This is a genomic window from Cellulomonas sp. NS3 (genome assembly GCF_024757985.1).
Lineage (GTDB): Bacteria > Actinomycetota > Actinomycetes > Actinomycetales > Cellulomonadaceae > Cellulomonas_A.
In genome coordinates this window covers 3,987,766-4,001,699 of the sequence record NZ_CP103289.1, presented here as the reverse complement: position 1 = coordinate 4,001,699, position 13,934 = coordinate 3,987,766, and the positions used below count along the sequence as shown (strand labels likewise).

Below are 13,934 nucleotides of genomic sequence, written 5' to 3'. Positions count from 1 at the left end.
TCACGCCGCGCCTTCCTCGACGACGGGCGACGCCGCGGCGACCGTCCGGAAGCGAGTCACCAGTCCGGTGATGTCGGCGTCGGTGATGTGCGAGAACCGGACGCGGACCGGCTCAGCGACGCCATCGATCCCCACGTACGCGATGCCCGGCAGGGATTCGGGGACCTCGTCGCACCGGGCACCGCGATCCCGGGCTCCCGCGCCGAGAACCAGCGAGACCTGCTCGGCCTCCGAGAGGCGCAGTGCAATGCGTGTCGGGAAGAGGTCGCGCACGATCACGACCTCCTTGCGTGGGTCCTGCACGGCCGCAACGACGCTGATTCCGACGGCCCTGCCCTGGGATAGCAGCAGCGCGAGCGCGGAGCCGATGCGGCGCTTGGCGTCGCGGTCGGTGACGTAGGCCGTCAGGCTCGCGAGCTCGTCGACGAGGATGACGATCAGCGGCTCGTCGGGGGAGGGCGTGTGCAGCCGGGCGACGCCGCGCAGCTGCGACTGGCGCCGGCGCATCATCTCCACCGCGTCCTCGAGAGTCCGCGCGAAGTCCAGCTCGTACACTGCCTCGTCCTCGGGATCGCCGTAGACGAAGCGCTCGAACAGCAGCCGGCCGCCGCCGAGCTCCATGCCGCCCTTCGGGTCGAGGGCCCATACCTGGGCTGTGCGGTCACGCAGCGCCGGCCCGAGCGCTGCGACGATCGACCACAGGACCGATCCCTTGCCTGCCCCGGTCGCGCCGACGACCAGCACGTGGGTCCCGAGGAGGCTCAGGTCGTAGCGTCGCCCGTCCTCTCGCACACCGACCGGCAGCGCCCTCGCGTCCGTCGTGTCGACATCGAACGGCGGCACGTCGACGGCCAGAGGATCGGTGACGAGGAACCACAGGTCGAGGTCGTGCTTGCGCCGCGCGACGGTCCGCACCCGGCACTCCTGGGTCCCGAAGGTCTGGGCCAGCCGCGGTGCGCACTGCGCCCAGTCCTCCAGGACCTGGCCCGGGAGCATCCGCACCCGCACGAGGTCGATCCCACCATGGGTGCGCACCTCGATCAGGCGCGGCAGGTGGAGCTCGCGACCCTCGCGGAGCGCCAGCCCCGTCGTGACCATCGCCGACTGCCACGCACCCCGATACACCCGCACCTCGCGCCACCACCCAGCCGTCCGCGACTGGACACCAGCGGCGAACCACGACGGGAACAGCACCCGGAGCGCGACCAGCACCCCGATCACTCCGAGTGCGATGGCGACGGCGAACACCGGCCCGCGGTCGGCGGTCTGCCACGTGAGCCACAGCACCGCCGCCAGGGCGACGAGCAGCGTCGGACGGCGCACTATCCAGCCGAGCACGCGCACACCGCGGCGCCACAGCCACCGGCACAGCAGCGCCGCCACCGCGGGACCGATCACCAGGAGGACGAGCAGCACGAAGCTCATGGCGTCACGCCGCGGTGCTCGCCGAGGCGGTGCTGCCGGCTCGCTTGCTCGGAGCGATGCCCTCGGCGCGGAACGACCACGCCGACTGCGCCCGACACCGGTGCGACTTGCCCGGCTCCGGCCCCGTGCACCGCGTGGAGTCCACCCACGGCGTCGCCGTCAGCCCTTCGAACACCACGGCCGTGAACGGCGACGAGCTGTCGTTCGGCGGGGGCACTGGCTGCACCTTCGCCGCGATCTTGATCGTGACCGTCTTGGACTTCCGGGCCGCCTCCGGGTCGGCGTCAAGGACGTCAACCTGCCACAGCGGCAGACCGGTCTCCTTGTCGTGGTCCTGCACCTTCACCTCCCGCGTCGACTTCTCGAAGTCGTACACGGGCGTCACCTCGGAGACGAGGTACGCCCCGAACGGGAAGACGTCGTGGTGCGGGACCTTGAACCGCCGCGCGAGTGCCATGGTGATCCCCTTCTCGTGGCGAGCCGGAAGTGGCTCGTCTCCAGGAGACCTCCGCCGATAGGGACGGCATCACCGCCCTGAGGGACGTTTGAGGACGTCTCTGTATTGACAAAACGTCCCAATCTGCGACGCTGGCGGTATGGCGAACGAGAGGCTGCGTTCAGCGATCTCCGGGTCGGGGATGACGCTGGCAGCGCTAAGTGAGCGGATCGAAGTCGATCCCAAGACGGTCGAGCGCTGGGTCTCGACTGACCGTGTCCCGCACCGAACGAACCGCCAAGCGCTGTGCGCTGCGCTCGGCCGAGATGAGGCATTCCTTTGGCCGGCCGCTGTCTCGGAGGCTCGCGCGCAGTCAGCCAGTCAGGCGGAGTTCGTCGCCATGCACCCCAACCGCGGCTCCGTCCCCGCAGGCACCTGGCAGTCCTTGCTCGAGGGGGCCACCGAGTCGATCGACCTTCTGGCCTTCGCGGCCAGCTTCTTCCACGACACCATCGCGGACTTCGACGACGTCTTGCGGAGGAAGGCGCGTCAGGGCGTTCGGGTCCGACTCCTCTTCGGTGACCCCGACGGTCGCGCTGTCCGCATCCGTGGCGAGGAAGAGGACATCGGCGACTCGCTAGCCGCCCGGTGCTCGCTGACCTGGAAGTACCTCAGGCCGTGCATCGACATGCAGGGGATAGAGGCGCGCATGCACGACACGACCCTCTACTCCTCGATCTTCCGCTTCGACGAGGACCTGTTCGCGAACACCCACGCCTACGGTGCACCCGCGAACCACTCCCCTGTGCTGCACCTGCACCGGGTCACCGGTGGGCGGCTCTTCCCCCACTTCATGGGCGCGTTCGAGCGAGTGTGGGACTCGGCCACCCTCGTGCAGAAGGACGCCGCAGCCTAGGCTCGTTGTGTGGCTCGCATCGACTATATCGACGACCCGAACGCCCCGAAGGCCAACAGCGTCGTGCCCTCCGTCGTGGCGATCGTGACCGACGACGAGGGCAGGGTCCTCCTCATCCACAAGACAGACAACGACCTCTGGGCACTCCCGGGCGGCGGACACGAGATCGGCGAGTCCATCGCCGACACAGTCGTTCGCGAGGTCAAGGAGGAGACCGGCTACGACGTCGCCGTTGGGCGCGTCACCGGCCTCTACACGAACCCCCGCCACGTCATGGCGTACGACGACGGCGAGGTCCGTCAGCAGTTCTCCATCGCCTTCCGAGCGAGTCTCGTCGGGGGAAAGCCGGCCACCAGCAGCGAGAGCAAGGCCGTTGAGTGGGTCACCGAGGACGCGATCAATCGCCTCGAGCTGCACCCGTCGATGCGCCTTCGCATTCAACACGCGCTAGAGAAGCGGGACACTCCCTACATCGGCTAGTCCAAACTGAGCTGCGCCACGCGCCGATGCCTCTCGCAGCGACTTCGCGGATCTGACGATGGCGCGCGACACGGGATCCGACATCTCGTAACGTTGAGCGATCTCGGACAGACGATCGTCGACCGGAACGATGTGGCCGCCAGGGCTCGTCGTCATGTCTATCCAGGTCAGCACGTCGAGAAGCGCCTCGGGCGGTGGCGGCACCGTCGCGAGTTCGGCGGACAGCCGTCGCTCTTCAGCTTCGAACACAGCGCCCGAGTGGTATCCCACTAGCGATACGACTAACTCGTCTGCGCCGAGATCGCGAAGGAAGCGTGCGCCGTCGAGAGCATGAAAGCCGGTCTCAGCCAGAGCCGGGTCGTAGCCGATGTCGTGAAGCCAAGCCGCAACAGCTAGTGCTTCGGGCATGTTGTGATCCCGGCACAGCCTCGCGCAGCGCGCGCCGACCGCCCGCACATGTGTCCACCGCAGGCCAAGGTGTGCGACGCGCTCTTCCGCCATATCAACAGCGCGGGCGAGAGTGGGACCAACCATCGCCTCACACTAGCGAGCGGCGCTGCTCCTCTCCCCGTTCACGATCTGGCCCCACCTCGGGCCGCGTCAAGGGCGCCCACGGGCGTCACTCCGTGATGGCCTCCGGCCACCTTTGACCCCGCCCGAGCCGACACCACCCTGCTCCGCTGCGAGGAACAACCCTCATGTGCGACCAATCTCGACTGCCCTGGAGGCCGCCCGCGCGCAGTGGTGCCGCGCGCCTTCTAACGACCGGCCGGCAGCGTCTCTGGGCTGCACGCCAACGTCAGAGCGTGGCGGAGATCGATCCCCGACGAGAACCGTCCGACCGTGACGCTCGTTGCGCTCGGAGTCACCTGAGCCAGTCGTACTGCTCTCCAAAGTGCGCGTAGCGCTTCTGGAACATTGCTTCTGAGGGCGGCGCTCCGTTCGCTCTGCGGAGCGTCGGCAGGGTGGCTTCGATGAGCCGCCGCACAGCAGGGTCCGTGTCAGCCTTGGCGAGCACATCGGGACGGAAGACCAGTTCCATGCTGGGCGCTCGGACGGCGACGAGATGCCGGTCGAACGCGAGATGATGAGTTCCGCACAACGCGAGGCCGTTCCAGGGCTCGTCCTGTGAGCCTGGAGCGGATGCCGGGTAGATGTGCGCGCCCTGAACGAGCTGCAAGCCGAGGCCGCACATGGCGCAGGACCCGTCGTATGAAGCCAGAACGCTGCGACTGAAGCGGGCGTCCCGGACCAGGGACGTCGCCGCTCTTCTGGCCCGTTCGGCGGCTGGGGCGTCGGTGGCGGTGTCCGCGTCGTCGAGCAGTCCAGAGGCGCCAACGGCGGCGCGAACCAGCACGGCGGAGGGGTCGACATGCGCGGCCTCGGCCGCGACAACGGCGGGCAGCAGCGCAGGATGCGCGCACCGAATGAGTTCGCCCGAGTCACTTACGTGGGTCGACCATCCCGTTGCGAGCGCTTCCTCAAGCGTCGAGAGCGGGATGAACACGGACCATCGCGTCGTGCGGCCGTCGGCTCGACGAGTCGCGTCGGCGGTGACGAGGAGCGGTCTGGGCACGGTCGTCAGCGAATCGGCGTCCCACAGGCCGGCCAAGACGGACACTCGCCCGGGAACCTCGACGAGCGCCGTCTTCCCGGCTGGGTTCTGGAAGCGCCGTTCGACGGCATCCCGGTTGCGGTGACTCAACCCGACCCGGCTCGCGAACAGCGCGATGGGTACGGGGGACCCGTCCAGCTCCAGCGTCGCTAGGGCGGGCCATCCGTTCCGAAGGCTGTCGATCACCAGCGAAGGACCGACCAGCTCGGCGATCCGGAGGACGAGCTCGGTCCGGGCAGTCATGAGCCACTCCGTCTTGACGCGGCCAGGCACATGGGCACGGACCGGAGCTTGCCACAGGACTGACCTCGTGAGCAGCCCTCGTCAGATGATCCCTCGAACGGCCGCTGAGTCGGCCGCGGTGCGCCGCTTTGGTCTCTGTCGGTGGCGGCTGCGACACTGACTCCGTGGATCAGCAGCGGACGAACGGCGTCGCAATCAGCCTCTTCTCGGGAGCCGGAGGTCTGGATCTCGGTGTCGAGCAGGCGGGCTGGGAAGTCAGGGCGGCCGTCGAACGCAACGCTGACGCCGCCGCAACCATGGAAAAGAACTTCCAGACCCTGGCCGCGCCGGTCATTCAGGAAGACATTCTGGATGTGCCAACGGCAGCGATCCTCGAAGCTGCGGGGCTCACGGGCGCCGAGCGTCCCGACCTCCTGGTCGGGGGGCCGCCGTGCACTCCCTTCAGCAAGAGCGGGTTTCATCTCGAGTGGAAGCGTGCTGGACTCGATCCCGACGCGAGCTTGCTTCAGGCGTACACGCGCGTGCTGGCGGAGGCCAAGCCGCGGGCTTTCCTCCTAGAGAATGTCTACGCGCTCACGTACAACAACCGCGCCTCCAAGCCGGCGTTCCAGCGACTGTTGCGAGAGATCAGTGAGGCGGGCTACGACTTCAGGTGGAAGGTACTCAACGCGGCCGACTACGGCGTGCCTCAAGCTCGACCCCGTCTGTTCGTAATTGGGGTCGAAAAAGGCCTGCCGGTTCCCGAGCATCCTGAACCGACGCACGGCGGCACGTGGGAGCGGCGAAAGACTGGGCATCACGAGCTAGGGCACGTCACCACGGGGGAGGCCCTGCGCGGACTCGTTTGCGATCCTGAACCTGGCGAGTCAGTTGGGGGGCAGTACGGGCATCTCTTGCCGGAAATCCCGCCGGGCGAGAACTACCTTCACTACACTCAGGAGCGCGGACACCCGGACCCACAGTTCGCCTGGCGGAGCCGATTCTGGTCGTTCCTGCTGAAGCTGGACCCCGATAGGCCCGCGCCGACGATCCAGGCGCAGCCAGGGCCCTACGTTGGGCCGTTCCATTGGGAGAATCGCCGCCTGCGTGTTGGAGAAGTGAAGCGTCTCTTCGGTTTCCCCGACGAGTTCGAGCTTGTAGGGGGACGGAGCAGCGTGCAGGCACAGCTCGGCAATTGCGTCCCGCCACCGCTCGCCGCGCAGGTCGCGGCCGTGCTAGCTCCGGCGTAATGGAACCGGCCAACACGAACTCCGAGCCGTTGTTGAGGCGGCGCTCCGGGACTCGGGTCGGAGGGGCTGCGGAGCCGCACTTGGTACCTCTTAGCATCTCTCTTCGCGCTCGCGCCGGCTTGCTGGTCTACCGTCAAGGCTGTGACCGAGAACTGGACGAGTACCGCAGCTGGCGCACATCTGGCCGGCCGTGTGAAGACGTCTACCAAGCCTGAGGTCGTACTCCGACGGGCGCTGCATGCGGCTGGGGACAGATTCCGCCTACACCCGCAAGTCGCTCGCGGGTGCACACCCGACTTGACGCTCCCGAGGCACCGTGTAGCCGTCTTCGTGGACGGCTGCTTCTGGCACAGCTGCCCTGACCACGGCCGTCGCAAACAGTGGTCCGGACCCAACGCGTCCTTGTGGAGCGCGAAGATGGAGCGAAACCGTCAGCGGGACGAGCGTTCGACGGCGCTCGCCCAGCATGCTGGCTGGACGGTTGTTCGTCTCTGGGAGCACGAGGTGATTCGTGACCTAAGCGCGGCGGTGCAGCGAGTTCATGCGGCGTGCAGCGGCAGAGCGCATGACGACGGCAACGGCGCTGGCTGACGCAGCTGAGCGCCAGATGCGTCCGCCCGACGGTCCCCGTAGGGCTGTCAGCGATCCCGGGAGCGTCAGTAGTCCGGCCCACTCACTGCGGCGAACAGTGGTGTCCAGGTGCCTCGCGGCGCGGATGCAAGTCGGCTGCCGAGGCAGCCCGATCGCGCCACGGCGACGGCGCGGCGCGGCGCGGTCAAGTTGGCGGGCGCACCGCTATAGGGTCGTGGCGTGACTGAGTCGACAACCGCAACAGGTTTCGCACTTCCGGAGGCACTGCAGCCGCTCAGCATGCACCTCACCAGTGCAGAGCATGTGGCGGCACACGCCCGAAACACGGTCAAGAACGTCTTAGACAGCTATACCGGCCGCTTCGACGTACTCGTCGAAAGCGTACAGAACTCTATGGACGCGCTAGAAAAGCGTTGGGCCGCCAGCACAGCGTTTGGCCCGGAGCTTCCTCGCCTCATCGTCACGCTCGATGCGGCCGCGGATGAAATCACCGTGACGGACAATGGAGTTGGCATCGAGCACTCTGCGCTCCTCACCTCCCTCGTCCCTCATATGAGCCCAAAGTCGCTTGATCCTGCGCCCACGCGCGGACATAAAGGCGTTGGAACGACGTTTCTTGCGTATGGCCACCCTCACTTCGAGATTCGCACGAAGGTCGCAGGATCGTCCGAGATTGCATATCGGATCGACGGCGGCCTGTCCTGGGTACGTGGTTCTTCAGTCGATGACCTCCCGGCCTTCAAGCGAGTGCAAGGGCCCGCGCAATTGAACGACCTGTCCAGCGGAACGTCCGTGACCATAGGAGTCGGTGAGGACACCCGATTCGGTCGCCTCAAGACGGCCCAGTACAACAAACTCGCGACATGGGCGCTCGTTCTCCGAACATTTACGGCTGTGGGCAACCTTTCGATAGGCCTGCCTGTTCACAAGTTGCCAGCATGGTTGAAGCACCTCAAAGTCGAGCTGCATCTAGCCGGCGTGCCGGGTTCGGGTACAGAAATTGTGCCAGTGGGATTCCAACTCCCGCACCACGACGCAACAACGAAGGTTTCGCTTCAGGCGTTGTCGGCAGGAAACACGTCGCAGAGTGCTCGCTACGAGCTGCTTTACGCCGAGTACGACAACGCCGCGCTCGAGATTGTGCTGGCGTCACAGCTCCAAGTGCTGGCGGATAGTGACCAGCCGGAGGATCAGGAGATTCTTAACGCATTCCGCACGTACGACACCTCGGTATACGCTAGCTGGGCATACAAAAACACCTGGTATGAGGATTTGTTCCGCAGTCGAATCTCCGAAGAGGCGAAGCGGTACCAGTATAACAACGTTCGCAGCGGTCTGCTTGTGACCAGTGTCGGCATGCCAATCGGGGAAATCAACGACCACCCATACGTCACAATGAAGCCAGAATACAAGCGGCGAATGTTTGTGGCTGTGGGCTTCAACGATAAGTACTCACCGGATCTAGGGCGTAAAACGATTCCGTCCGCCGATCGGGCGCTGCTCAACTGGCTTGAACTCCAGCTCCAAAGTCTCTTCCTCAAGCACGTCTCTCGCCTCGTCAAGTCGAACGACGAGGCGCCGCACAGTTCTGGCAGCTACGAGGAGGCCAAGGAGCAGCTGCAACACCAGGTTGACGAGTTTCGTAAGAAGCATAACGCGCGCCAGTCGCTCGGCGTCCGCCTCGGGCTTGATAGAGCCCCCAATTTCGAGAGCGAGTTGATTGCGATCTTTGGCGGTCTCCTCGCGACGGGAAGGCTGCACGGTTACAACGTGCTGGCGATACCTGGAAGCGCCACGCGCTACGACGGCCTGTTCGATTTCGAGACCGCGTCGTTTGCTCATCCCGCAGAAGGTGAGCGAACCCTCGGAGTGTCGGAGACAAAGGCGGCTGGGGGCTTGCTGAAGCGCACGGGGAAGTGGCTTGAGTTTAAGCTTCGCTTGGAGGACCTTGTCGACAACTTCTCCGCGCCGGATGGTGACCCCAGCAAGAAGTACTTTGAATTCTGCGACTTGGCGGTTGTCTGGGCCGTGCCTCTTGCTGACGCGATTGGCGACTATGACCTAGAGAAGTTCGACGCAAACAACTGGGCGGGGCGCACGTACTACGGAAGCACCCACCGTCTCAGCTCATCGCAGAGCCAACATCGGATCGAGGTGCTAGCGGTGCAGGATCTGCTTGTTGAGCTCGGCCCGGCTCCGGAAGGCTAAGCCTCGCCAGATGGCTCCCGCATGTGGCGCGTCCTTCGCCTGTGCTGCGGCGCGCCGCCGACACGCGCGAGTCCGTCACGTGCTCTCTCAGGCGGGGCCTGGGAGGCGCTTGTTCGCGTCTGCCTCTCCGGTGCAAGGACCGTGCTACTCGGCGTCCTGTGCCGCCCCCGGGCTGCCGAGTTGGCCTCTATCTGATCAAGATGACGCCGGCTGCGCCGGCGTGCCGCCTGCGGGCGGCGCTGGCGCGCCGTCCTCGGCAACCCCGATCCGTAGGACGCGACTCGGTCCGGCTTGCCGGTCCTCCCGCGGGACCGCCTTTGAAGGACCGTCGCCGAGTCGACCTGCGCGAGATCCTGGCCGGACCTTCTGGACTTCCTGCGACAACCAACTGTGCGCCGAGGAGTCGAGGGCTCACGCCGGCAATCAAGACGATACGGGCCGTACGATCAACTCCCGCTGAAGGTTCGTTCATCGGCGCTGAGCCATCGAGCAACGGCCGTGGCGCAGCGGGCCGCAACCTTTTCCCGCCAAGTTCGGACATTGAACCCCCAAAGGACGCCCAGAAGAGCGCCAATTGCAAGGGGTGCGGCGCCGAAAAGAATACTCCAGGCGCTAGGTCGACCCAAAGCGATACTTTGCACACCGGCGAAGGTGCCGAGTGTGAAGCTCGCGATGAGCGCGGCCGCGGCCGTGTGCGCAACGATATTACCAACTTGTTTCGCTCTAGCAGTCGTAACGGCTTCCTGCCGGGTCCTCTCGTCCTCAAGCTTCGCGACTTTGCGATCTGTGTCAGCGACTCGATCCGCCGCCTCGCCGATGAGCGACTCTTTCACTCGCTCGACTACCTCGGTAAGAGTGCTGGCATCTGGGTCATTCCCGATGTCCTCATCCGCGAGTAGCCGATCGGTCAAGCTGTTCGCCATGATCGCTGCAACTTCGTCTGAAGAGACAACGGAAGATTCCTCCAGTCTATTCAGATTGCTCAAGAAGGCCTCCCACACATTGCGCGTTGGGCGAAGAGCTGCCCCGCACAGCGCGATCAACTCATGCATCTTCAGAGACGCTGCCCCCGCCGGCTTCTTCAGCCAGGCGAAATTCGACATTGTGAAGTAATGGAGTATCGGAGGGATTCCAGCCCCGTCTTCGTCACGAAACCAGGAAGTAGCGTTTCTAACGGTCAGGGCGCTCGAAGTGACGAACACCGCCTTCGCTTGATCGAGGCTTTCGGGTTCCATCCCCGCCCGGAGCGTGAGGATCGCGGCAATGCAGTCCACGTCATGAAGCACGCGCGGCTGCCGATCACCGCCCGGGTGCGCGGCGAGTCTATTCGCAAGCTCGGCTTCATCTAGAGTGTACGCAGCCACATGTGTAGGCGTATCGACTACTGTCACGCCTAACTCGGATAGGGATCGCTCCAGCAACGAATTCGCGGTCCGCATGTCGGCGGGCGTCGCCCCAGTGGTAAGCAAGTGACGCGTGATGTCCGTCTGATACAAGCTCTTGCGACCGGCGTGGCTTCCGAGCTTCGACTCATATAGTGCAAGGATGGCCCGCATCTCGCGAACAGTGGTCTTGAAGACCTCGGGGCGGGCGCCACGCTCACGCAAGAGGGAAATAAACTCGCCGCTCAGCAGCGCGTTCCCCTCGCCCTGTAATCCGAGAGCGCCAAATAGGAGGTTGCTGTCGAAGAACACGTGCAGGTTCAGGAAGGGCCGCTCGGCCGTCGAGATATCTGCGAGCAGCAGCGTGTTTTGAAGCACATAGCCCTCCAGGATCTCGGCGAAGACCTCCGCTTCCGTCGAGCCTTTCAGCGCCGCTTCCGTCAAGAACGTGGCAATTAGCCGATCAAATGAGGCGTCTCCCGCTGCCCCGGCATCGACTCCAATCTTCACATCATCAGGGCCGGCAAGAGCCAGGCGAACGTGGTGACGCTCGACGAAGCCTATTAGCAGCTTCAGGCTAGCTTCCCGCGACTCGATATCAATTTGATGTTCGTTCGCGTGCCGACGAAACGCTTCCGCCAATCGAGCCTGGCGCTCTTCCACATGCATCCGCAGCTGAAGGAGATCTTTAGTACCAACCCGCGAGGGATTCTGAGTCGTGAAATACCTGCCACCCTCGCGCCGAATCAGGCTTCGCTTGCCAGCTCGTGAGAGCAGCGTGCGCACCGTCGCCAGGGGCAACATGAGTCGATGGCGTTCCGCTACCGCAGCCTGTACGTCAGCTGCCGTCTTGCCGTCCAAATCCTCGGCGATCAGGGTGTCCTCGACGAACGGCTCGAACATCGCCAAGTGATCTCGGCCGTTGTCGAAGTTGGTCTTCAGCATCGCCAGCGTCGCGAGTCCGCGCGTGCTCGTGCCGCCCGGGGCGTTGGGATCGGTACTCACCTGGCTCAAGCCCTCCGCGTCGACTCTGAGGCCCCAACGCTAGCGCCCGTGTCTACCCAGCGAGGACGCTAGGCGCTGCGGAAGTTGTCGCGCGAACAGGGCGCGCCGCGGCGCATCGCTCCGTCACGCCCGCGCCTACCGCCGAAAGTGATCGCTAACCGTCCATATGATTGCAGTTCGCGTCGTGGGCTCTGGGTCACAACGAGATCGGCCGCGCACTTACGCTTGACCTTGGCCATGTATTGGCATTTGCCGTCTCCCTCTGAGCCTCGGTGCGCCGCGTCGGCGGCACGGATCAGGCGCGAATCTACGACCATAGCGATAACCTGTTCGGTCATGTCGGGAGAAGCGGGCGGCAAAGCAGTCCAGGTCGCAAACGCTCCGATGTCTATCGTGAGGCAGCGAACGCGATCGACGCAAAGCTTCTTGCCCATACTTCAAGGCGAGCAGATCCCGAAACCGGGTGGAGAGCAACCGCAAAAGCGTTGAATTCGGACGGAGTGCCTCCAAAATGGGCTGCTGCTTTCTGTGCAGTTCCAGCCGAGCGATGTGCGACGAAGTTGCGCACTGAACGGAGGGGCTCCGCGGGTGAGCCGGTCGAGCCGAGTGCAGCAGCAACGTTGCTCAAGTTCGGGATCCCTAGAAGTCGCGCAGCCTGGACGCATTCTGCGGCGTCAGCCCACCGTGGTTCGTACCACGGCGGCTTCGCCTTCGCATACTTTGTGCGGAGCAGGGGCAGAACTTCGCGAGGTTCTCTGACCAGGCCGGGTAAGATTGAACCCTGGGACGTTCGAGCGCCCGATGCCGATGCAATAATTAGTTCGCGGCAGTATCGCGCCCACATGTCGTGGAGCCGGATGATGGCCGCCTCGATCGCTCCCTCATGCAGCGCACAGCAAGATGGATACATCGACCCGTGGCTTCCTTCAATTCGCAGCAAGGTAGCCATACTCTGACCTTCACGCGCAACGCGCTGCGCGAGATCCGCGAGCGACCTGCGTCTCAACGACGGCCAAGCAGGGCTCTCGTGAACGCCTCGAAGCGCGTTTCACGGCTGGCTATCCGCTGTGTACTGGCGACGGATGCAGCTCGGAACCGACGCTGCAATGCTGGCAAGGTATCTGGGTCGTCCTCTTCCAGACTACTAGCTAGCGCACGTAGATTCGCTATCGCCTTCTCCGGCTCCAGCATCGTGCCGCGGTCGGGCACTCGGCTCAGGTCGCCAGACGGGATGCCGGATACTTGGTGGGCGTAGGCTGCGAAAAGCATGAGGAATTGAGGGCGCCGCGCGAGAGGAGAATCGCGGATCGCGGCACCGAGTCTGTCCAGACAGTCGTTGAGCAGATCGTCCAGCCGTGCCAACAGACTGTTGACCGCCTCTTCATCCTCGGCGTCCATCCTCTTGTAGAGGCTGTTGAGGTAGGGCTCTCCACCGTCCCTGACTCCATCGATCAGGACACCAAGTAGCTCGGCTATAGTCGAATCGTCTCCCATCCGTACTCGGTCTCGTACGGACACGATTCGATAGTCCTCCCAAAGTGGCGTCCAGCGCCGGGCCGCTTCGTGAACCGCCCACTTGAATGGGCCCTGGAACTCGGCGTGTCTGCGTTCCGCGGGCTTGAGGGTTGTCGTGTAGCTGTTTAGCCTCGCGAAGACCTCAAGAACGTCGCTGTCGGAGGCGTTCAACAGTTGTTCAACGGAAAGTGTGTAGGACAGGAACTGCTCCTGCAACTCTTCGTTCATCGTGGAGTATCGGAGGCCTGAGAGGTCGCCTGCCCGACTGGTCAGCGCAAACTCGTCGTGCGCGAAATCCAGAATTGTTCGGAGTCGCTGCTGGCCGTCCACCACTTCGCGGACCGCCTGCTGCGTACGGAGGTCGATAGAAGTGCGCAGGTAGACCTTCGGCATAGAAAGCCTCCGAAGGACGGTGTCGATAAGATACACGCGCGCGGGTTGTGTCCAGACGGACCGACGTTGGAAATAGGGATTCAACTCCAATTGGCCGCTTCGGTGCCACGCGAGAAAGTCAGCGATTCGGTACTGAGCGAGGTCTGATGTCACCACATGCTCATCATGCCGTGTATCGCGTGGCTGGGGGGTCCTCCGGGCGCGAGAAGATGCTGTGGGAGTCCACCCGCAGGTGCAGGGGCGCGGTCAGTCTGGCTGGGTGAGTCTTGGCCGTGTCGGCAGCAGGATGACCCGCCCGAGCGTGTGCCAGGCTTCGAGGGCGACTGGTTCGCCTTGGAGGAGCCGAACTCGATGACGTCCGGGGCATGTGATGGGACGGGGCCGACCGTGGGTGCTCGAACTGCGTCACCGCCGGCAGCAGCGCACAGAGTTGAGACAGGCTCGCAAGGGCGACGTGTCGATGATGGCATCGGAGGTGCCCGGGCATCCTCCGGTG

The 13,934-nt window shown here is 64.5% G+C and carries 11 protein-coding genes; 5 read left to right on the top strand and 6 right to left on the bottom strand.

What is annotated here, in order from left to right:
- Together NXY84_RS18090 and NXY84_RS18085 are read right to left on the bottom strand one after the other, a co-directional pair.
- Positions 1-1,425 carry an FtsK/SpoIIIE domain-containing protein gene (locus tag NXY84_RS18090; protein ID WP_258724416.1) on the bottom strand — a complete coding sequence of 475 codons (1,425 nt, stop codon included), beginning with the start codon at positions 1,423-1,425 and terminating at the stop codon, positions 1-3.
- A 4-nt stretch (positions 1,426-1,429) separates the two neighbouring features.
- Positions 1,430-1,882, bottom strand: coding sequence for a plasmid replication, integration and excision activator (locus NXY84_RS18085; protein ID WP_258724415.1), 453 nt, complete (start codon positions 1,880-1,882; stop codon positions 1,430-1,432).
- Positions 1,883-2,021: 139 nt separating this feature from the next.
- On the opposite strand from NXY84_RS18085, the gene NXY84_RS18080 reads away from it, so the two are divergent.
- Both NXY84_RS18080 and NXY84_RS18075 read left to right on the top strand, forming a co-directional pair.
- The gene (locus NXY84_RS18080) at positions 2,022-2,777 is read left to right on the top strand and encodes an XRE family transcriptional regulator (protein ID WP_258724414.1); all 756 of its coding nucleotides are present in this window, start codon (positions 2,022-2,024) and stop codon (positions 2,775-2,777) included.
- Between the two features lie 9 nt (positions 2,778-2,786).
- Positions 2,787-3,257 (top strand): NUDIX hydrolase, encoded by a 471-nt coding sequence (locus NXY84_RS18075; RefSeq protein WP_258724413.1) that lies wholly within the window; start codon positions 2,787-2,789, stop codon positions 3,255-3,257.
- Here NXY84_RS18075 and NXY84_RS18070 read toward each other — a convergent pair.
- Both NXY84_RS18070 and NXY84_RS18065 read right to left on the bottom strand, forming a co-directional pair.
- Positions 3,225-3,791, bottom strand: coding sequence for an HD domain-containing protein (locus NXY84_RS18070; RefSeq protein ID WP_258724412.1), 567 nt, complete (start codon positions 3,789-3,791; stop codon positions 3,225-3,227). The genes NXY84_RS18075 and NXY84_RS18070 overlap by 33 nt on opposite strands.
- Positions 3,792-4,122: 331 nt before the next feature.
- Entirely contained in the window at positions 4,123-5,115 is a 993-nt protein-coding gene (locus NXY84_RS18065) for an HNH endonuclease (protein ID WP_258724411.1), read from the bottom strand.
- A gap of 164 nt (positions 5,116-5,279) precedes the next feature.
- On the opposite strand from NXY84_RS18065, the gene NXY84_RS18060 reads away from it, so the two are divergent.
- The 3 genes from NXY84_RS18060 (at position 5,280) to NXY84_RS18055 (ending at position 9,143) form a co-directional block, all read left to right on the top strand.
- Positions 5,280-6,344 carry a DNA cytosine methyltransferase gene (locus tag NXY84_RS18060; protein ID WP_258724410.1) on the top strand — a complete coding sequence of 355 codons (1,065 nt, stop codon included), beginning with the start codon at positions 5,280-5,282 and terminating at the stop codon, positions 6,342-6,344.
- 141 nt (positions 6,345-6,485) lie between these two features.
- A complete protein-coding gene (locus NXY84_RS21895) occupies positions 6,486-6,935 on the top strand; it encodes a very short patch repair endonuclease (RefSeq protein ID WP_396126285.1) in 450 nt (149 codons plus the stop codon).
- Between the two features lie 219 nt (positions 6,936-7,154).
- Positions 7,155-9,143: an ATP-binding protein gene (locus NXY84_RS18055; RefSeq protein ID WP_258724409.1), complete on the top strand. Its 1,989-nt coding sequence runs from the start codon at positions 7,155-7,157 to the stop codon at positions 9,141-9,143.
- Positions 9,144-9,589: 446 nt separating this feature from the next.
- Here the strand turns inward: NXY84_RS18055 and NXY84_RS18050 are convergent, their stop codons facing one another.
- Complete coding sequence (locus NXY84_RS18050; protein ID WP_258724408.1) at positions 9,590-11,470, bottom strand: hypothetical protein; 1,881 nt, start codon at positions 11,468-11,470, stop codon at positions 9,590-9,592.
- 1,062 nt (positions 11,471-12,532) lie between these two features.
- A complete protein-coding gene (locus NXY84_RS18045; protein WP_258727269.1) occupies positions 12,533-13,591 on the bottom strand; it encodes a DUF262 domain-containing protein in 1,059 nt (352 codons plus the stop codon).
- Between the last annotated feature and the right edge of the window lie 343 nt (positions 13,592-13,934).